This is a genomic window from Frondihabitans sp. PhB188 (assembly GCF_003752365.1).
Classification (GTDB): Bacteria; Actinomycetota; Actinomycetes; order Actinomycetales; family Microbacteriaceae; genus Frondihabitans.
The window spans coordinates 191,491-209,766 of record NZ_RJUO01000001.1 but is presented as its reverse complement, the minus strand read 5'-3'; the positions used below and the strand labels follow the sequence as shown (position 1 = coordinate 209,766).

At 71.2% G+C, this 18,276-nt stretch carries 19 protein-coding genes; 6 read left to right on the top strand and 13 right to left on the bottom strand.

Annotated features, from left to right (window positions below; all coding sequences use genetic code 11):
* Positions 1–71: 71 nt before the first annotated feature.
* On the bottom strand, positions 72–563 hold the full coding sequence (locus tag EDF46_RS00975; RefSeq protein WP_123504418.1) for a peptide deformylase: 492 nt from the start codon (positions 561–563) through the stop codon (positions 72–74).
* 37 nt (positions 564–600) lie between these two features.
* Positions 601–3,999 carry a pyruvate carboxylase gene (locus EDF46_RS00970; protein ID WP_123504417.1) on the bottom strand — a complete coding sequence of 1,133 codons (3,399 nt, stop codon included), beginning with the start codon at positions 3,997–3,999 and terminating at the stop codon, positions 601–603.
* A 114-nt stretch (positions 4,000–4,113) separates the two neighbouring features.
* Here EDF46_RS00970 and EDF46_RS00965 point away from each other — a divergent pair, with 114 nt between their 5' ends.
* Positions 4,114–4,929, top strand: a complete 816-nt coding sequence (locus tag EDF46_RS00965) for a ParA family protein (protein WP_123505136.1) — start codon at positions 4,114–4,116, stop codon at positions 4,927–4,929.
* Positions 4,930–5,009: 80 nt separating this feature from the next.
* Here EDF46_RS00965 and EDF46_RS00960 read toward each other — a convergent pair whose 3' ends face one another.
* From EDF46_RS00960 to EDF46_RS00950, 3 genes are all read right to left on the bottom strand, one after another.
* Positions 5,010–5,588 (bottom strand): MerR family transcriptional regulator, encoded by a 579-nt coding sequence (locus EDF46_RS00960; protein ID WP_123504416.1) that lies wholly within the window; start codon positions 5,586–5,588, stop codon positions 5,010–5,012.
* Positions 5,589–5,746: 158 nt separating this feature from the next.
* Entirely contained in the window at positions 5,747–6,445 is a 699-nt protein-coding gene (locus EDF46_RS00955; protein ID WP_123504415.1) for a MerR family transcriptional regulator, read from the bottom strand.
* Positions 6,445–6,933 carry an FHA domain-containing protein gene (locus EDF46_RS00950; protein WP_123504414.1) on the bottom strand — a complete coding sequence of 163 codons (489 nt, stop codon included), beginning with the start codon at positions 6,931–6,933 and terminating at the stop codon, positions 6,445–6,447. The genes EDF46_RS00955 and EDF46_RS00950 overlap by 1 nt, the downstream gene beginning before the upstream one ends.
* 186 nt (positions 6,934–7,119) lie before the next feature.
* Between EDF46_RS00950 and EDF46_RS00945 the strand changes: the two genes are divergently transcribed.
* Positions 7,120–8,796: a trypsin-like peptidase domain-containing protein gene (locus EDF46_RS00945; RefSeq protein WP_123504413.1), complete on the top strand. Its 1,677-nt coding sequence runs from the start codon at positions 7,120–7,122 to the stop codon at positions 8,794–8,796.
* A 90-nt stretch (positions 8,797–8,886) separates the two neighbouring features.
* Here the strand turns inward: EDF46_RS00945 and EDF46_RS18910 are convergent, their stop codons facing one another.
* The 4 genes from EDF46_RS18910 to EDF46_RS00930 all read right to left on the bottom strand — a co-directional run bounded on the left by EDF46_RS18910 (position 8,887) and on the right by EDF46_RS00930 (position 10,724).
* On the bottom strand, positions 8,887–9,384 hold the full coding sequence (locus EDF46_RS18910) for a hypothetical protein (RefSeq protein WP_370454026.1): 498 nt from the start codon (positions 9,382–9,384) through the stop codon (positions 8,887–8,889).
* Complete coding sequence (locus tag EDF46_RS18905; RefSeq protein WP_370454025.1) at positions 9,288–9,722, bottom strand: NUDIX domain-containing protein; 435 nt, start codon at positions 9,720–9,722, stop codon at positions 9,288–9,290. The genes EDF46_RS18910 and EDF46_RS18905 overlap by 97 nt, the downstream gene beginning before the upstream one ends.
* 58 nt (positions 9,723–9,780) lie before the next feature.
* Positions 9,781–10,134, bottom strand: coding sequence for a hypothetical protein (locus EDF46_RS18235; protein ID WP_158614125.1), 354 nt, complete (start codon positions 10,132–10,134; stop codon positions 9,781–9,783).
* Positions 10,135–10,343: 209 nt separating this feature from the next.
* Positions 10,344–10,724: a VOC family protein gene (locus EDF46_RS00930; protein WP_123504411.1), complete on the bottom strand. Its 381-nt coding sequence runs from the start codon at positions 10,722–10,724 to the stop codon at positions 10,344–10,346.
* A gap of 108 nt (positions 10,725–10,832) precedes the next feature.
* Between EDF46_RS00930 and EDF46_RS00925 the strand changes: the two genes are divergently transcribed.
* A complete protein-coding gene (locus tag EDF46_RS00925; protein ID WP_123504410.1) occupies positions 10,833–11,525 on the top strand; it encodes a hypothetical protein in 693 nt (230 codons plus the stop codon).
* 28 nt (positions 11,526–11,553) lie between these two features.
* Here the strand turns inward: EDF46_RS00925 and EDF46_RS00920 are convergent, their stop codons facing one another.
* A complete protein-coding gene (locus EDF46_RS00920) occupies positions 11,554–12,471 on the bottom strand; it encodes a nuclease-related domain-containing protein (protein WP_123504409.1) in 918 nt (305 codons plus the stop codon).
* A 98-nt stretch (positions 12,472–12,569) separates the two neighbouring features.
* Here EDF46_RS00920 and EDF46_RS00915 point away from each other — a divergent pair, with 98 nt between their 5' ends.
* Positions 12,570–13,124 carry a hypothetical protein gene (locus EDF46_RS00915; RefSeq protein ID WP_123504408.1) on the top strand — a complete coding sequence of 185 codons (555 nt, stop codon included), beginning with the start codon at positions 12,570–12,572 and terminating at the stop codon, positions 13,122–13,124.
* A 106-nt stretch (positions 13,125–13,230) separates the two neighbouring features.
* Here the strand turns inward: EDF46_RS00915 and EDF46_RS00910 are convergent, their stop codons facing one another.
* Positions 13,231–13,599 (bottom strand): TIGR02611 family protein, encoded by a 369-nt coding sequence (locus EDF46_RS00910; RefSeq protein WP_123504407.1) that lies wholly within the window; start codon positions 13,597–13,599, stop codon positions 13,231–13,233.
* 81 nt (positions 13,600–13,680) lie between these two features.
* On the opposite strand from EDF46_RS00910, the gene EDF46_RS00905 reads away from it, so the two are divergent.
* Both EDF46_RS00905 and EDF46_RS00900 read left to right on the top strand, forming a co-directional pair.
* Positions 13,681–14,652 (top strand): aldo/keto reductase, encoded by a 972-nt coding sequence (locus EDF46_RS00905; protein WP_123504406.1) that lies wholly within the window; start codon positions 13,681–13,683, stop codon positions 14,650–14,652.
* Positions 14,653–14,716: 64 nt separating this feature from the next.
* Positions 14,717–15,601, top strand: a complete 885-nt coding sequence (locus tag EDF46_RS00900; RefSeq protein WP_123504405.1) for an aldo/keto reductase — start codon at positions 14,717–14,719, stop codon at positions 15,599–15,601.
* A 79-nt stretch (positions 15,602–15,680) separates the two neighbouring features.
* Here the strand turns inward: EDF46_RS00900 and EDF46_RS00895 are convergent, their stop codons facing one another.
* Both EDF46_RS00895 and uxaC read right to left on the bottom strand, forming a co-directional pair.
* Complete coding sequence (locus EDF46_RS00895; RefSeq protein ID WP_123504404.1) at positions 15,681–16,685, bottom strand: aldo/keto reductase family protein; 1,005 nt, start codon at positions 16,683–16,685, stop codon at positions 15,681–15,683.
* Positions 16,686–16,788: 103 nt separating this feature from the next.
* A complete protein-coding gene (uxaC, locus tag EDF46_RS00890; RefSeq protein ID WP_123504403.1) occupies positions 16,789–18,225 on the bottom strand; it encodes a glucuronate isomerase in 1,437 nt (478 codons plus the stop codon).
* Between the last annotated feature and the right edge of the window lie 51 nt (positions 18,226–18,276).

The window sequence follows — 18,276 nt, the reverse complement described above, 5'->3', positions numbered from 1 at the left end:
GCGCACGCGCCGAGATGGCCCCCGCCGTCGCCGGGCAACCCCCGCGGCGCAGCCGCCAAGGGCGCACCGGATCAGAACCAGTCGCTCTCCCGGATCTGCCTCATGGCATCGCGTTTGATCTCGGGATCGAGGCCCATCACATAGAGCTGCCCGTCGAGGTGGTCGGTCTCGTGCTGGAGCGCCTGCGCCATGAGGCCCTCGCCCTCGAGCACGACGGGGTTGCCGTCGAGGTCGACGCCCTCGACGCGAGCCCACGGAAACCGCCGGCGCGGGAAGTAGAACCCGGGCACCGAGAGGCAGCCCTCGTCGACGAGGTCGGCCTCGCCGCGCGTCTCGACGAGCACGGGGTTGAGCACGTAGCCGATCTCGCCGTCGACGTTGTAGCTGAACGCCCGGAGGCCGACGCCGATCTGGCAGGCGGCGACTCCCGCGCGGCCGGGGAGGGTGACGGTGTCGAGGAGATCCTGCACCAGATCGGCGAGGCCGGGGTCGCCGACCGTCACCGGGTCGGAGGGGCTGCGCAGGACGGGGTCGCCGAACAGGCGGATGGGGCGGTCGGTCATTCCGGGAGACTCCAGTGCGGCGAGATCAGGGGGCGGACTATTTCACCACGACCAGGAGGTCGCCGGCGTCGACCTGCTGCGTCACGGGGATGGCGAGGCGCTCGACGACGCCGGCCACCGGGCTGGTGATCGCCGCCTCCATCTTCATCGCCTCGATGGTCGCGATGGCGGCCCCGGCCTCCACGCGATCGCCCGCGGCGACCTTGAGCGTCACGACGCCCGAGAACGGCGCCGCGACCTCGCCGGGCTGCGTGCGGTCGGCCTTCTCAGCCGACTTCTGCGACACCTCGATCGACCGGTCGCGGATGAACACCGGGCGCAGCTGGCCGTTGATCGTCGTCATGACCGTGCGCACGCCCTTGTCGTCCGCCTCGCCGATGGCCTCCAGGCCGATGTAGAGGTTCACGCCGCGCGAGACGGGCACCGTGTGCTCGACGCCGGGCTTGAGGCCGTAGAGGTAGTCGGGCGTGGCGACGACCGACAGGTCTCCGTAGGTGTCGACGACCTCGCGGTACTGCTTCGTCGGGCCGGCGAACAGGAGGCGGTTCAGGGTCTCCTGCCGTGCGCGGCCGGGCTCCTCCAAGAGCTCCAGGTCGGCAGGATCGACGGGCTCCACCCCGATCTTCACGTCGCGGCCCGCCAGCACCTTCGTGCGGAACGGCTCGGGCCACCCGCCGGGCAGATCGCCGAGCTCGCCGGCCATGAAGCCGATGACGCTGTCGGGGATGTCGAACTTCGACGGGTCGGCCTCGAACTCGGCAGGGTCGGCGTCGGCCGCCGCGAGCTGCAGGGCGAGGTCGCCGACGACCTTGGACGACGGCGTGACCTTCGTCGGGCGGCCCAGGATCCGGTTGGCCGCGGCATACCAGTCCTCGACCTTCTCGAACTGGTCGCCGAGGCCGAGGGCGATGGCCTGCTGGCGCAGGTTCGACAGCTGGCCGCCGGGGATCTCGTGCGAGTAGACGCGGCCGGTGGGGCCGGGCAGGCCCGACTCGAACGGCTTGTAGACGCGGCGCACGGCCTCCCAGTACGGCTCGAGGTCGCTCACGGCGGCGAGCGAGAGGCCGGTGTCGCGCTCGGTGTGCGCGAGGGCTGCCACGAGAGCCGAGGCGGACGGCTGCGACGTCGTGCCGGCCATCGGCGCGCTGGCGACGTCGACGGCGTCGGCTCCGGCGCGCGCCGCGGCGAGCAGCGTGGCCAGCTGGCCGCCGGCGGTGTCGTGCGTGTGCACGTGCACGGGCAGGTCGAAGCGCTCGCGCAGGGCGCCGACGAGCTTCTCGGCGGCGCTGGCGCGGAGAAGACCCGCCATGTCCTTGATCGCGATGATGTGCGCGCCGGCGTCGACGATCTGCTCGGCGAGGCGGAGGTAGTAGTCGAGCGTGTACAGCTCTTCGCTCGGGTCCAGGAGGTCGGCGGTGTAGCACAGGGCGACCTCGGCGACGGTGGTGCCGGTCGCCAGCACGGCGTCGATCGCCGGACGCATCTGCGACACGTCGTTGAGCGCGTCGAAGATGCGGAAGATGTCGACGCCCGTCGCGGCGGCCTCGTGGACGAACGCCTCGGTCACCTCGGTCGGGTACGGCGTGTACCCGACGGTGTTGCGGCCGCGCAGGAGCATCTGGATGGCGATGTTCGGGAGCGACTCGCGGAGCGACGCGAGCCGCTGCCACGGGTCCTCGCCGAGGAAGCGGAGGGCGACGTCGTAGGTCGCCCCGCCCCAGGCCTCGACGCTGAAGAGGTCGGGGGTCATGCGCGCGACGTACGGCGCGACGGCGAGGAGGTCCTTCGAGCGGACGCGGGTGGCCAGGAGCGACTGGTGGGCGTCGCGCATCGTCGTCTCGGTGACCGCCAGGCGGGTCTGGGCGCGGAGGGCGCCGGCGAACCCCGCCGGGCCGAGCTCGAGGAGCTGCTGTCGAGTTCCTGCGACCGGGGCCTCGGTGAGGTCGATCGACGGGAGCTTGAGCGCGGGGTCGATCGCGCCCTCGCCGTGGCCGTTGGGCTGGTTCACCGTGACGTCGGCGAGCCAGGTGAGGATCTTGGTGCCGCGGTCGCGCGAGACGTGGCCCTCGAAGAGCTGGGGTCGCTCCTCGATGAAGGCGGTGCTGAGGTCGCCCGCGGCGAAGGCCGGGTCTTCGAGGACGGCCTGCAGGAACGGGATGTTCGTCGAGACGCCGCGGATGCGGAACTCGGCGAGCCCGCGCTTGGCGCGCGTGACCGCCGCCGTGAAGTCGCGGCCGCGCGCGGTCATCTTGACCAGCATCGAGTCGAAGTGCGGGCTGATCTGCGTGCCGGGATTGATCGTTCCGCCGTCGAGGCGGATGCCCGAGCCGCCCGGCGATCGGTACGTCGTGATGCGGCCGGTGTCGGGGCGGAAGCCGGCGTTCGGGTCTTCGGTGGTGATGCGGGTCTGGAGGGCCGCGCCGTGCAGGTGGATGTCGTTCTGCTCGAGGTGCAGGTCGGCGAGGGTCTGGCCGGACGCGATGCGCATCTGCGTCAGGACGAGGTCGACGTCGGTGACCTCTTCGGTGACCGTGTGCTCGACCTGGATGCGCGGGTTCATCTCGATGAAGACGTGCTGGCCGGCGCGCTCCCCCGCGGTATCGAGAAGAAACTCGACCGTGCCGGCGTTGACGTAGCCGATCGACTTCGCGAAGGCGATCGCGTCGCGGTACATCGCCTGGCGGATGCCCTCGTCGAGGTTCGGCGCCGGGGCGATCTCGACGACCTTCTGGTGGCGGCGCTGCACCGAGCAGTCGCGCTCGAAGAGGTGGACGGTCTCGCCAGTCGCGTCGGCGAGCACCTGCACCTCGATGTGGCGGGGACGCACGACCGCCTGCTCGACGAACATGGTCGGGTCGCCGAACGCGCTGTCGGCCTCGCGCATGGCTGCCTCGAGCGCGGCGCGGAGGTCTTCGGGCTCATCGACCCGGCGCATGCCGCGCCCGCCTCCGCCGGCGACGGCCTTGGCGAAGACGGGGAAGCCGATCTCGTCGGCACCGCTGATGAGCTCCTCGATATCGCGGCTGGCGGGCGTCGACTTCAGGACGGGCACGCCCGCAGCAATCGCCTTCTCTTTCGCGGTGACCTTGTTGCCGGCCATCTCGAGCACGTGCTGGTCCGGGCCGATGAAGGTGATGCCGGCTCTGGCAGCGGCCTCGGCGAGCTCCGGGTTCTCGGAGAGGAAGCCGTAGCCCGGGTAGATGGCGTCGCAGCCCGACTCGACGGCGACGCGCACGATCTCGGCGACGTCGAGGTACGCGCGGACCGGGTGGCCGATCTCGCCGATCTGGTACGCCTCGTCGGCCTTGAGCCGGTGCATCGAGTTGCGGTCTTCGTACGGGTAGACGGCCACGGTGCGGGCACCGAGCTCATAGGCCGCCCGGAAGGCGCGGATCGCGATTTCGCCGCGGTTGGCTACGAGGATCTTGGAGAACACAGGGTTCGTGCCTTTCGGAGGGGCCGGCGCCGCACCTGGGAATCCCTCGGATCGCCCCGCGGTTCGCTGTCGGCTTTTAGGTGCTTCAACAGTAGTGAAGCTATCGTGTTCAACGTGCATGTACTCAGCGTCAGCTCACTCAAAGGCGGCGTCGGCAAGACGACCGTGACGCTCGGACTCACGTCGGCGGCCTTCGCCAAGGGCCTACGGACCCTGGTCGTCGACCTCGACCCGCAGTCCGACGTGTCCACGGGCCTCGACATCACGGTGGCCGGGCACCTCAACGTCGCCGACGTCCTCGCCTCCCCGAAAGAGAAGACGGTGCGCGCGGCGATCGCGCCCTCCGGCTGGACGAAGGGGCGCCAGGGCAAGATCGACGTCATGATCGGCAGCCCGTCGGCCATCAACTTCGACGGGCCGCACCCGTCGATCCGCGACATCTGGAAGCTGGAGGAGGCCCTCGCGAACGTCGAGGCCGACTACGACCTCGTGCTCATCGACTGCGCGCCGTCGCTCAACGCACTCACGCGCACCGCGTGGGCGGCGTCCGACCGCGTCACCGTCGTCACCGAGCCCGGCCTCTTCTCGGTGGCCGCCGCCGACCGCGCCCTCCGCGCGATCGAGGAGATCCGCCGCGGCCTCTCGCCTCGCCTCCAGCCCCTCGGCATCATCGTGAACCGGGCGCGCGTGCAGTCGCTCGAGCACCAGTTCCGGATCAAGGAGCTGCGCGACATGTTCGGGCCGCTCGTGCTCTCGCCGCAGCTGCCGGAGCGGACGTCGCTGCAGCAGGCGCAGGGTGCCGCGAAGCCTCTGCACGTGTGGCCCGGCGAGTCGGCGCAGGAGATGGCACGCAACTTCGACCAGCTGCTCGAGCGCATCATGCGCACGGCCAAGATCGGCGACTACGCCGAGACCCCCGCGCCCCGCTAGAGACCCTCCTAGGGCGCCAGACACACTGCAACGGCGAGAACGGCAGTCCGTGGACTGCCGTTCTCGCCGTTCTGGAGTGTCTAGGCCGTACGGGTGCGGCGGGCCGCGAGTTCGTCGGCTGGGTCCATCGCGGGCGTCGAGTCGAGCTCGACCAGGCTGTGCTCGACCTCGCGTAGCACCTTGCCGACGGCGATCCCGAAGACGCCCTGGCCGCGCGACACGAGGTCGATGACCTCGTCGTTCGAGGTGCACAGGTAGACGGAGGCGCCGTCGCTCATGAGCGTCGTCTGGGCGAGGTCGTTGACCCCGGACTCGCGGAGCTGGTTGACGGCGGTGCGGATCTGCTGGAGCGAGATGCCGGTGTCGAGGAGCCGCTTTACGAGCTTGAGCACGAGGATGTCTCGGAAGCCGTAGAGGCGCTGCGATCCTGAGCCCGATGCACTGCGGACGGTCGGCTCGACTAGGCCGGTGCGGGCCCAGTAGTCGAGCTGGCGGTAGCTGATGCCGGCGGCGCGAGCGGCGGCGGTGCCGCGGTAGCCGTGATCGTCTTCGAGCTCGACCATTCCGTCGGTGAACAGCAGCTCTTCGCCGTAGGCCGGGGTGGTCGAGGGGCGAGAACCGTCGCTGAAGGCTTCCTCGGGGGAACCTGTCTCGCTCATGAAGTGCCTCTCACGTTGCCGACCACGCTGGACATTGACACATTAACGTTCAACATCGGGTTGATGGTTGTACCTGGGTCAACCGTACAGGCGGGCCCGCCTCGACCCGGCGACATTCGCCACCCTCGGGGCGGCGTGTCGCAGGTCGTCAGAGCAGTCTACGTATCGAGGCGGCCGAGCGCAGTGCGGATCAGCGATCCGCGCACGATCTCGAGCTGCTCGGCGATCTCGCGGGCCATCTCGGCGACGCGCGCGCGACCGGCGGCGTCGCGCCGACGGGCCGACGGTGCCACGGCGCTCTCGATGAGGCCGAGCTCGCGATCGGCGGCGGCGCGGAGGGCCCGGAGGTGACGCGGCTCGATGCCCGACTTCTTCAGCTCGACGAGAGCGGAGACGACGTGCACCGACTCGTCGCCATAGAGATCGGTGGCCGGAATCAGCGAGGTGCCGACAGCGTCGTCGACGAGCGCCGCCGTGGCACCGGTCTCGGCGATGAGCTCGTCGCGGCTGAGCCGGCGGGGCTGAGCCAGCATCGAGGTCGGCGCTGCGCCCGTGGGGAGGTTCACGGGGCGGCCGGCGTCGAGATCGTCGAGGTGCCCCCGGATCACCTTCAGCGGGAGGTAGTGGTCTCGCTGGAGCCCGAGGATGAACCGGAGGCGCTCGACGTCGTCGGGCGAGAACTTGCGGTAGCCCGAGGCGGTGCGCACGGGGGTGACGAGCTGGCGCTCTTCGAGAAACCGGAGCTTGGAGTTCGAGAGGTCGGGGAAGTCAGGCTTGAGGCGCGCGAGGACCTGACCGATGGTCAACAGATCCGGCGCAGCCTGGGCGGTGGACGCCCGGGCCAGAGCGCGCGGCACTACTTCGTCGCCAGATTCGCGAGATCGACTCGGGACGCATAGAAGGTGAGCCGGAACTTGCCGACCTGGACCTCGGCGCCGTCGCTGAGGAGGGCCTCGTCGATGCGGACGCCGTCGAAGTAGGTGCCGTTCAGCGAGCCGAGGTCTTTGACGCTGAACGAGGTGCCGTGGCGGTGGAACTCGGCGTGCTTGCGGCTGACCGTGACGTCGTCGAGGAAGATGCCGGCGTCGGGATGACGGCCGGCGACGGTGACGTCGGCGTCGAGCAGGAAGCGGGCTCCGATGTTGGGACCGCGGCGGACCACGAGAAGGGCGGAGCCGGAAGGCAAGGCGGACACGGCCTCGCGCTCGTCGGACGACACGCCGCCTTCGAGGGCAGCGAGCTGCGCCTGGAACTCTTCGTTGAAGCTAAGGGTCGTATCTACCTCGGGGCGGGCGTCACCGTGCGCGCTATCCGCGCCGGACGACGGGGTGGCTGACTCTGCCATCGTGGACCTCCTGTGGCCCCCAAGCGTAGCGGAATCGTTACCGAGCTTCAGCACCGGATTTCGCAGGTTCGGGCATTGGGCTGGTTATTGCCGTCTTCACCACTGTCGCTCAGAGTCGTCATAGGGATTTCCATGACTGGGCGCTTTGTATGGATTCACGTCACCACCCGCCCCAGGAAGGCAATCATGAACGACAGCAGCAACACCACGCCCGGTGCTTCTGGAGCCCCCGAAGACTCCCAGGGCGAGGAGAGCACGACGCCGACGTCGGCCCCCGAGAACGAGGCCGCAGCCGATGGCGCCACCGAAGAGCTCCCCACGGCCCACACGCTCCCGCACCGCACCGGCCCGACGCCCGCCCACTACGTGAGCGAGGCGGCCCCGCAGCAGGGCGCACCGCAGCAGGCGCCACCCGCCGCGGGCTCGGAGTGGTCCGAGATGGGCGCCGACGGCTACGCGGCCCAGCAGCGGGCCGGCTACGGCCAGCAGCCGTACGGGCAGCAGCAGTACGGGCAGCGGCAGTACGGCCAGCCCTACGGCCAGCAGCCCGGGTACGGCCAGCAGCCCGGCTACGCTCAGCAGCCCGGCTACTACGGCCAGGCGCCCTCCGGCTACGGCGCCCCGGTGCCGCCCGCATTCCAGAACGCCAAGCGCAAGCCGAAGCGCTGGATGACCATCGTCGGCGCGGCCGCGGCGGGCGTCATCATCGTCGGAGCAGCCGGCGGCGTTTTCGCGCTCGGCCACTCCACCGGTGAGAAGGCGGCCGACGCCGCCGGCCAGAGCCAGACGCTGCAGCTCCCGAACGGGTCGAGCGGCTCCGGATCATCCGGATCGGGTTCGACAGGCGGCACCTACGGCTTCGGCCAGGGCACGCTGCCCGGCTCCGGCGGCTCGTCGAGCGACGGGTCGAGCTCCGGCACCGGCACCGTTCCCGCCGACGCCACCGCGGCCACGTCCGCCGAGAAGCAGGGCGTCGTCACGATCGTGTCGACCCTCGACTACGACGAGTCGTCGAAGTCGGCCGGAACCGGCATGGTCATGACCAGCGACGGCGAGATCCTCACCAACAACCACGTCGTCGAGGGCGCCACGAGCATCACCGTCACGGTGGTCTCGACCGGCAAGTCGTACACGGCCAAGGTCGTCGGCACCGACGCAACGAACGACGTCGCCGTGCTCAAGCTCGAAGACGCGAGCGGGCTGCAGACGGTCTCCTTCGGCCAGAACGCCACCGTCTCGACCGACGACACGGTCCACTCCACCGGCAACGCGGAGGGCACCGGCAGCCTCGTCACGGCGAAGGGCACCGTCCTCGCGACCAAGCAGTCCATCACCGTGCAGAGCGAGTCCGGCACCGGCACCGAGTCGCTGTCGAACCTGATCGAGGTCAGCGCCGACGTGGTCTCGGGCGACTCCGGCGGCCCGCTCCGCAATTCGGACGGCAAGGTCGTCGGGATCATCACGGCCGCCTCGTCGGGCACCTCCGACACGACCGGCTACGCCATCCCGATCTCGGACGCCCTCACCATCGCCGGTAAGGTCCTCGACGGCACGTCGACCAGCACGATCCAGATCGGCCTGCCGGCCTTCCTGGGCGCGCAGATCTCGTCCACCTCGACCGGCACGACCGGCAGCGGCGTCACCATCGCCGGAACCGTCTCGGGCAGCGCGGCCGCCAAGGCCGGGCTCGTCGCCGGCGACACCATCACGAAGCTCGGCAGCACGACGGTCACCGACTCGACCTCGCTGACCGACGCCGTGCAGTCGCACGACCCGGGCGACTCCGTCTCGGTGACCTACACCGACTCGGCCGGTGCCAGCCACACCGTCACCGTCACCCTCGGCGAGGGCCCGGCTCTCTAGCCACCCGCGTCACCGAACGGCCGTCCACCCCCGGGTGGGCGGCCGTTCCGCGTCGTGCAGGGCGCACGGCGCAGGAACTCGGGCGCCCGCCTAGGCGAGCAGGTCGCGCAGCGCCGACGGCCCGATCACCGTCGCCCCGACGGCCGCCGAGCGCGAGGCGAGCTCCCGGTCGGCGGTCACCACGACGACCCGGGCCGAGCCGACGCGGGCCCGGGCCTCGGCGACCACGGCGGAGTCGCCGTCGGCCGGGGCCCGGACGACGGTCAGGAGGTCGGGGGCCGGGAGTTCCTGCGCGGCCTTCGCCTCTCCTTCGACGACGAGCACGATGCCGGGCCAGCGTGTCGCGACGAGCGGGGCGTCGGTCAGGACGGCGCCGGGGACTCCCCCGGCGGCGAGGCGGCCCAGGTCGGCGGCGAGGCGCTCGGTCGCGCCCACCCGGTCGCGCCACCAGCCGTCGGGCTTCGAGCCGACGACGTTGGCGGCGTCGACGATCAGGGCGACGCGGGCGTCGAGCAGCGGTCGGAGGCCCTGCCACGACGCGGCGAATCCGGGGTGGAGCGGGAGTGCGTCGACGTCGTCGACCGGCACCCACTCGAGCGCCTCGCTCTCGCCGTGGCGACGACGGTCGTGTACGACCAGAAGCCGAGGTCGACGGCCGAGGTGAACTCGATGCGGAGGGCGTCGGCGGGCACGGAGGCTTCTTCGGCGCTCTCGCGGAGGGCTCCGTCGACGGCGGACTCGTCGAACTGCCGGGCACCGCCGGGAATGCCCCAGGTGCCTCCGAAGTGGCTCCATGCGACGCGGTGCTGCAGGAGGACGCGGTGCTGGGAGTCGACGATCAGGAGACCGGCCGCACCGGCCTTGCCCCAGTACTTGCGGCCGTCGGGCGCGACGACCCAGCCGTCGGCGGGTCCGTGAACAGTCACACCATGAAGCTTGCCACTGTTGGCGCCGGGTGATCGACCAGCGCCGCCCTCGACCGGATCAGAACAGCGGTGCGACGAACAGGAGGTAGGAGTACTGGGCGACGCCGAAGAGGCCGAGCCCCATCGCCCAGAGCGAGCGGCGGCGCCCGAAGGCCGCCTTGCCCCGGGCGACGAGCACGCGCGACCGGTGGAGGCCGAGGGCGCCGAAGACCAGGCCGAGCGCCGGGAGCACGTAGAAGCCGCTGACGAAGACCGCGCCGATCCCGACGATGATGCCCGCGATCGCGAAGCGGTTCGTCAGCCCGGGGTCGCGCACGGCCGGCGCCGGCGAGAGGCCCGGATCGGCCCCGTCGACGCGTGCCCCGGCGGCTTGCGCCATGCGGCGGCGCAGGCGCTCGGCTCGGAGCGACATGGACGTCACCGCGGGCGGCGGCGGGGCCGCGGGCGGCGGCGGGACCGCGGGCGGCGTCGGGACCGCGGGCGGCGTCGGGACCGCGGGCGGCGTCGGGACTGCGGGGCGCGTCGGCTCTGAGGGCGGCGTCGGGTCCGTCTGGTCAGCTGGCATGGCCCAGCCAGGATACCCGGGCCGTCAGGTCGACCGCGGCTCGACCGGACAGCGGCTCAGTTGGCGAGAACCGAGAGGATGTTGCCCGAGGGGTCGAGGAACCAGGCGATGTCGGGCCCCCGATCGGCCGCCTTGCCGCGCATGATGCCGCGCTCGTCGGCCCAGCCGCCGTAGTTCTCGAGCGAGACCCCGGCGGCCTCGAGCTCGTCGACCGCCGCGTCGATGTCGGCGACCTCGAAGTTGAGGATCGTGAAGACGGCGGGCACGTGGTCGTCCTTCGGGTAGGCGATGACGTGGGCGCCGCCGGGAAGCGCGATGTCGAGGATCCCCATCCCGTTCTGCTCGACGGAGAACCCGAGCACTCCCCCGTAGAACTCCCGAGCGGCGTTGACGTCGCGGACGGCGAAACCGGAGAACGCGTGAGACGTGGTGAGCATGACGACTCCTTCGTGTCGATGTTGCATCAGCATGCCACTGGTGGTTCGATGTCGGGATGCTCTCGAACGACTCGGGAACCCACCATCCCGAGGATCAGTGAGGATTCGATGACCGACACCCGCGTGTCCGTTCCCGAGGCGCTGCACCGCGCGCTGGCGGACGTCGCACTCGGCGGTCCGCTCACGTCGTGGGCCCACCTGACCGTCCAGGGCGACCGCACCCGGCCCGACGGCTGGCTCGACTCGCGCCGCCACACCCTCCGCCAGCGCCTCTGGTCGGCCGGCGCACCCGAACCCGACATCGACGCGATCGACGCCGCCATGGCCGTCGCGCCGGATGTCCCGGGCCGCGCCAGCCGCTTCGTCGTCGCCCGCGACGGCGGTCTCCTGCTCAGCGAGCTCCTGCTCGGCGACCGCGCCGGGCACGACACCGGAGGCACGGGCTTCGTGCCCGACGTGGCGCCGGTGCTGGCCGCGTTCGGCACCGTCGACGGCGGTGGCGCGCCGACCCGGTACGACGGCCTCGGCGTGCGCGACACCGTGCGGTCGCTGCGGGCGGGCCGCGTCGGCGTGCTGACGCTCGGCGACGCGGGCTTCGGCGAGCAGACGGTGGTCGCCCTGCGCGGGGCGCCCTGGCTGGGCGAGGTCGGCGACCTCGGGCTCGACGACGCCGACCGTCTGGCGCTCGTGCCGACGCGCGCCGGACTGCTGCGGGCGGCCCTGCAGACGGGTGTCGAGGTGGCGTTCGCGCAGCCCGGCGGCGTGCCCGACGACCTGCCGGTCGCGTACACGTTCCGCTGACCGCGCCTGCTCCCGGCCGGGCGGGGGGTCAGACGAACCGGACGGACTGCTGCAGGCGGTCGCGCAGCTCGAAGACGTCGACCCGCGGAGCCTCGGGGTCGAGCCCCTCTCGCAGCAGGTGCGGGAGCACGGATCGGCGCACGAGGTACGCCGAGTTCCGGCGCCCCTTGCCGATCGGCTCGACCGGATCGCCGGCGGCGTCGTCGGGCACCACGACCAGCAGGGCCGTGAAGGGCACCCGGCTGGTCTTGGCGAATGCGCGGGCGCTCCGGGTCAGCGCGCGCACCGGCTGCTCGTCGGGCGGGACGCCGTCGCCCACGAGCTCGCCCTTCACAGCCGACACCCGGCCGCCCCAGTCGTCGGACCGGATCGCGTACACGCCGGTCGGGGCCAGCACGACGTGGTCGAGCTTCACCTCGGCGCGCGCGGAGACGTCGCTCCAGACCGTGTAGGCGATGCCGAGCTCGCCGATGGCGGTCGCCGTCGCCTCTTCGGCCAGCGCCTTCGCCAGGCACCGACGGATCTCACCCGGCGCCGAGCGCACCAGCACCGTGTCGTACGGGTCGTCGACGGTCTCGCCGCGGCCGACCCACTCGTGCAGCAGAGCCAGGTACAGCTCGCGCGCCTGCCCGCCCGGGTGGCCGAACGCGCGGGCGCGGGGCTTCGACTCGGTGCGGCGCCGCGGCGGAGCGGGCGCCCAGGTGTGCCCCTCACGCTGCGATTCACGGGCGGCGGGCCGCCCGCTGTCGTACCGGGCCCGATCGTCGACGGAGCCGACGAGCTCCCAGGCGAGCTGCACGCGCCGGAACCTCTCGGGAGTGCCGCCGAGGTCGGGATGCGTCTGGCGTGCCAGCCGCCGGTAGGCCCGACGCAGTTCGTCCTGGCTGGCGGCGGGCGAGACGCCCAGGACCTCGTAGGGCGTGGCGGAAGCGGGGCTGTCTGACATGTGTCGCACGAGGATACCGGGAGGGGATCGCCCCAGTATCCGAGAACGCCCCGAATCATCGGCGACGGCCGGGATCGCGGCCCGGGTACGGTTGTCGCGTGACTGATGACGACCTGAAGCCCCCGGCCAAGCGCAACGTCAAGGCGCTCACGGCGTTCCTCGCCGAGATGGAGCCCGACGACGCGATCGTCGCCACCTTCGCCACCGAGCGGTACGGCGTCTTCGCCGTGCGCGGCCAGTCGAAGCACTCGCAGTCGCTGGGCGGCTACAGCCTCGGCAGCCACCCCCTCGACTCGAACAGGAAGCCGCAGAAGACCCTGCAGCTGCTGCGGACCTTCCACTCGGCGGAGCGAGACGCCCAGGCGCAGGAACTCCCGTCGGAGCCGCCCGCCGTCGACGCCTCCGTCGCCCACGGCGCCCTCGTGCGCGTCACCGTCTCCGAGCCCGCCTACGGGGTCTTCGACGTCGCCGGCGTCGCCGTGCACTCGTCCGTCGACGACAGCGTGCTGGTGGGCTCGTGGATCGTGTCGACCCGCGGCATCGTGGCCGAGCGGGTCGCCGCCGTCGAGGTGCTCGCGCCGGTCGGCGGGCACGACCTGGCCGTCCCCCGCCAGATCACGAGCTGGGGAGCCGAGGCGAGCGCCGAGGTCTAGCGCGGCGCTCGGGGGCGCAATCTGCCGCGTTGTCGCTCCGCCGACATAGCTCCGCTCTCGTCGGCGGCGCTCCGCCTTGCATCTCACGCCTCCGAGCACCGCGCCTTTACGGGGTGGGGGCGGCTTTGCGGGCGCGGCGACGCGCGCGACGGGCCTGGAACCAGGCGATGGCGCCCCGCACCTTGCGCTGCACCCACATGTTGAGCCGGTGCGCCGCCGGGAACTCCGTGCCGAGGATCGCCAGTCCGAGGAAGACGACGAGCCACCCCGGCCCCGGCAGCGGGATCAGGATGATGCCCGCGATGACGACCGCGAAGCCGATGATGCCGATCGCTACCTTGTAGGCCGTCCGCAGCCGCGGGTACAGGTTGAGCCGGGCACGGAAGAGACGGGCGCGCCTCGCGATCCGCGTGTTGCGGAGGCGGTGGTGGTGCGCGGGGTGGTCGGCCTCGTGCAGCGGCTCGTGCAGCGACATGACCGAAGCGTACCGGCGGCCCTTGGGAACCCCCGGGGTGCGAAGTGAGCGCTCACGGCCGGAGGGGTCTAGGCAGGACCAATGGAATACACACACCTCGGACGCACAGGGTTGTCCGTCTCCCGCGCCATCCTCGGCACCATGAACTTCGGTCCCGAGACCAGCGAGGCCGACAGCCACGCCATCATGGACGCCGCTCACGACAAGGGCGTCAACTTCTTCGACACCGCCAACGTCTACGGCGGCTCGGTGGGCAAGGGAGCCACCGAGTCGATCATCGGCCGCTGGTTCGCCCAGGGCGGCGGCCGCCGCGACAAGACCGTGCTCGCCACCAAGCTCTACGGCGACATGGGCGACTGGCCGAACTCGGGCAAGCTCAGCGCCTTCAACATCCGCCACGCCATCGACGCCAGCCTCGAGCGTCTCCAGACCGACCACATCGATCTGATCCAGTTCCACCACGTCGACCGCGACACCCCGTGGGACGAGATCTGGACCGCCATCGAGGTCGCCGTCACTCAGGGCAAGATCCTCTACGCCGGGTCGAGCAACTTCGCCGGCTGGCACATAGCGCAAGCGCAGGAGGCCGCGAAGGCCCGGCACTTCCTGGGCCTGGTCTCGGAGCAGTCGCTCTACAACCTCGTCGCCCGCGACATCGAGCTCGAGGTGCTGCCCGCCGCCCGCCACTACGGTCTCGGCGTCATTCCCTGGTCGCCCCTGCACGGCGGCATCCTGGGCGGGATCGTCGGCAAGGAGTCCTCGGGCAAGCGCCGCCTGACCGGACGCTCGAAGGAGTTCGTCGACGCGCACCGCGAGCAGCTCGAGTCGTACGAGACGCTGGCGCAGGAACTCGGCCACGCCCCCGGCGAGCTCGCCCTCGCGTGGCTGCTCCACCAGCCCGGGGTCACCGGGCCCATCACCGGCCCGCGCACCATGGAGCAGTTCGACTCCGCGGTCGCCGCCGTCGACATCCACCTCGACGACGCCGCCCTGGCACGCCTCGACGAGCTGTTCCCGGGGCACAAGCCCGCCCCGGAGGACTACGCGTGGTAAGAACGCAGCACCCGACGGCGGGAGCTGGCTCCTGCAACCCCTACGACAACGAGAGAGACCATTCATGAGACAGCGCATCATCGGAGATGTCAGCGTCAGCGCGATCGGACTCGGCGGCATGCCGATGTCGATCGAGGGCCGGCCCGACCGCAAGCGGTCCATCGCCACCATCCACGCCGCCCTCGAGGCCGGCGTGACGCTCATCGACACGGCCGACGCCTACAGCCTCGGCGGCAAGCCCGACGACGAGGGGCACAACGAGATCCTCATCGCCGAGGCGCTGAAATCGTGGCACGGGAGCATGGACGACGTGCTCGTTGCCACGAAGGGCGGCCACACGCGGATCCACAGCACCGACGGAGGCTGGGATCAGGACGGCTCCCCCGCCCACCTGAAGGAGGCCGCCAAGGCGTCCGCCAAGCGCCTCGGCGTCGACGCCATCGGGCTGTACCAGTTTCACCGGCCCGACCCCAGGGTGCCGTTCGCGGACTCGATCGGCGCGCTCGTGGAGCTGCTCGACGAGGGCGTGATCCGGATGGCCGGCATCTCGAACGCCGACGTCGACCAGATCCGCGAGGCCAACACGATCCTCGACGACCGCCTCGTGTCGGTGCAGAACCAGTTCAGCCCGGCGTTCCTGTCGTCGACGGCCGAACTGGAGCTGTGCGACGAGATGAGCATCGCCTTCCTGCCGTGGTCGCCCCTCGGCGGCATCACGGGGGCGTCCGCGCTCGGGTCGAACCACGCCGTGTTCGCCGAGATCGCGAACGCGCGCCGGCTCTCGCCTCAGGTCGTGTGCCTGGCATGGGAGATGCGCAAGTCGGAGGTCGTCATCCCGATCCCGGGAGCCAGCCGCCCGCAGTCGATCATGGACTCGGTCACCGCCGCGTCGATCAAGCTGAGCGACGACGAGTTCGCGCGTCTGGAAGCCGCCGCCGTCTCGGCGTAGGCCACCTCGAAAAGCCCCGATCGGGTGTTCTCGCTTGCGAGAACCCCCGATCGGGGCTTTTGACGTCTCCGCAGGGGGTCTAGGCCTCGCGGCCCGTCGGCATCTGCGTCAGCGTCGGGTCGGTCTCGGCCAGGCCGGCGAAGACGCCCTCGATGCGCTCGACGACGTCGGCCTCGAGAGCGACGCCCGCGGCGACCGCGTTCGACTCGACCTGCTCGGGGCGCGAGGCCCCGATGATGGCCGACGCGACGTTGTCGTTGTGCAGCACCCAGGCGAGCGAGAGCTGCGCCTGCGTGAGGCCGATGTCGGCGGCGATCGGCTCGAGCTGGGCCACCGCGTCGAGCACGTCGTCGCGCATCCAGCGGGAGATCATGCCGGCGCCGCCCTTGTCGTCGGTGGCTCGGGAGCCGGCAGGGAGTTCCTGCCCCTTCTTGTACTTTCCGGTCAGGACGCCCTGGGCGATGGGCGACCAGACGATCTGCGAGATGCCGAGCTCCTTCGAGGCGGGCACGACCTCCTCTTCGATCACTCGCCACAGCAGGGAGTACTCGGGCTGGTTCGAGATGAGCTGGATGCCGAGCTCCTTCGCGAGGGCGGCGCCGTCACGGAGCTGCTGGGCGTTCCACTCGCTGACGCCGATGTAGAGCACCTTGCCCTGGCGCACCAGGTCGGCGAACGCCTGCATGGTCTCTTCGAGCGGGGTCTCGACGTCGTAGCGGTGCGCCTGATAGAGGTCGACGTAGTCGGTCTGGAGGCGCTTCAGCGAGCCGTTGATCGACTCGGTGATGTGCTTGCGGCTGAGTCCGGTGTCGTTGTGCCCCTTGGGCCCGGTCGGGCCGTAGACCTTCGTGAAGATCTCGAGCGACTCGCGCCGCTCGCCCTTGAGGGCCTCGCCGAGCACGACCTCGGCCTGCGTGTTGGCGTACACGTCGGCGGTGTCGAAGGTCGAGATGCCGACGTCGAGGGCGGCGCGAACGCACGCCGTCGCAGTGTCGTTCTCGACCTGGGAGCCGTGGGTGAGCCAGTTGCCGTACGTGAGCTCCGAGATCTTGAGGCCGGAGTTGCCGAGATACCTGAATTCCATGCGAGTGTCGCTCCTGTCGTGGGGCGCGGCGGTGCGCCCTGGGCGACGGTACTCCGTGAGCGCTCACACGGGCGCGCGACCCGAGCCGTCGGAACCCTCGGAGTCAGAGGCGGAAGGTCGCGCGCGGGATCGTGTCGACGAGGTCGCGCGCGACGCGGAGGGCGTCGTCCTCGCTCATCTGATGGGTGACGACGAGCGACGCCAGGTAGCCGGCGTCGACCCTCCGCGACATGTCGTGGCGGGCCGGTATCGAGCAGAACGCGCGCGTGTCGTCGATGAAGCCGGAGGTCTTCGTGAAGCCGACGCTGTCGGTGACGGCCTCGCGGTAGCGGCGGATGGCCGCCGGGGTGTCAATGAACCACCAGGGAGCGCCCGCGAAGACCGAGGGGTAGAAGCCGGCGAGCGGCGCGATCTCGCTCGAGAAGGCCGTCTCGTCGACGGTGAAGAGCACTAGCCGGAACGTCGGGTGCGTGCCGAACGCCTCGAGGATCGGCCTTAGCGGGCGCGTGTACGTGCCGGCGACGTCGGGCAGGTCGTGCCCGCGGTCGGGCCCGAAGCGGTCGAGCGACGGACGGTGGTGGTTGCGGAGCACGCCGGGGTGGAGCTGCATGACCAGGCCGTCGTCGGCCGACATCGCGGCGCTCTGGAAGAGCATGGTGCGGCGGTAGGCGACGGCGTCGTCGGGTGTCGCCAGGCCGCGCAGGGCGAGTGCATGCACGCGCTCGGCGTCGGCCGGGTCGAGCGGTTCGGACGACGCGTCGGGCACGCCGGTGTCGGTGGCGGTCGCGCCGTGCCGGATGAAGTGCTCGCGGCGCGACCTCAGGGCGTCGAGAAGCCCCCGGTGCGTCGAGGTGTCGATGCCGCTGACCTCGGCGAGGCGCTCCACCGAGGCCGCCCACTCCGGCCGCGCCGGGTCGAAGTACGAGTCGGCGCGGAACGTCGGCAGCACGCGCCCGGTGAACGTCGGATCGTCGCGGAGCGCGGCGTGCGCCGAGAGCGACGAGGCCGGGTCGTCGGTGGTCGCGAGGACCTCGATGCGGAACGCGTCGAAGAGGGCACGCGGCCGCATGTCGCCAGCGGCGAGCCGCGACACGAGATGGTCGTACTGGCTGTCCGCGTTCTCTGCCGACGGATGCTCGTCGAGACCGAAGACGTCGTGCAGCTCGGTCTCGAACCAGTAGCGGACGGGTGTGCCGAGGAAGACGTCCCAGTGCTCGGCGAGGGCTCGCCACACCTCGCGGCCGGGCGCCGCCCGGCCCGACCCGTCGACCGGCTCGACGCCGAGCGCCTCGAGCGGCACCCCGGACGCGTGCAGCAGGCGCAGGACGTAGTGGTCGGGGGTGATCAGCAGCTCCGCCGGGTCGCCGAACGGCAGGTCGTCGACGAGCAGCTGCGCGTCGACGTGGCCGTGGGGCGACAGGATCGGCATCCGGGCGACCGACTCGTACAGGTCGCGCGCGATGCGCAGGGTCGCGGGGTCGGCCGGGAGCAGGCGGTCGGGGTGCGGGGCGAGGAGCCGCCCGATGGAGGTGGACGTCATCGTCGTGCCTTTCGTGATCAGCGAAGCGGGTTCGGTGGAGAGGGCTCGGTA

Coding starts and splice junctions, on each gene's coding strand:
- EDF46_RS00895 (WP_123504404.1), bottom strand. CDS start 16,685: ATGGAATTCAGGTATCTCGGCAACTCCGGCCTCAAGATCTCGGAGCTC.
- EDF46_RS00950 (WP_123504414.1), bottom strand. CDS start 6,933: ATGGCAGAGTCAGCCACCCCGTCGTCCGGCGCGGATAGCGCGCACGGT.
- uxaC (WP_123504403.1), bottom strand. CDS start 18,225: ATGACGTCCACCTCCATCGGGCGGCTCCTCGCCCCGCACCCCGACCGC.
- EDF46_RS18235 (WP_158614125.1), bottom strand. CDS start 10,134: ATGTCGCTCCGAGCCGAGCGCCTGCGCCGCCGCATGGCGCAAGCCGCC.
- EDF46_RS00975 (WP_123504418.1), bottom strand. CDS start 563: ATGACCGACCGCCCCATCCGCCTGTTCGGCGACCCCGTCCTGCGCAGC.
- EDF46_RS00900 (WP_123504405.1), top strand. CDS start 14,717: ATGAGACAGCGCATCATCGGAGATGTCAGCGTCAGCGCGATCGGACTC.
- EDF46_RS00910 (WP_123504407.1), bottom strand. CDS start 13,599: ATGTCGCTGCACGAGCCGCTGCACGAGGCCGACCACCCCGCGCACCAC.
- EDF46_RS00930 (WP_123504411.1), bottom strand. CDS start 10,724: ATGCTCACCACGTCTCACGCGTTCTCCGGTTTCGCCGTCCGCGACGTC.
- EDF46_RS00960 (WP_123504416.1), bottom strand. CDS start 5,588: ATGAGCGAGACAGGTTCCCCCGAGGAAGCCTTCAGCGACGGTTCTCGC.
- EDF46_RS00945 (WP_123504413.1), top strand. CDS start 7,120: ATGAACGACAGCAGCAACACCACGCCCGGTGCTTCTGGAGCCCCCGAA.
- EDF46_RS00925 (WP_123504410.1), top strand. CDS start 10,833: ATGACCGACACCCGCGTGTCCGTTCCCGAGGCGCTGCACCGCGCGCTG.
- EDF46_RS00905 (WP_123504406.1), top strand. CDS start 13,681: ATGGAATACACACACCTCGGACGCACAGGGTTGTCCGTCTCCCGCGCC.
- EDF46_RS00920 (WP_123504409.1), bottom strand. CDS start 12,471: ATGTCAGACAGCCCCGCTTCCGCCACGCCCTACGAGGTCCTGGGCGTC.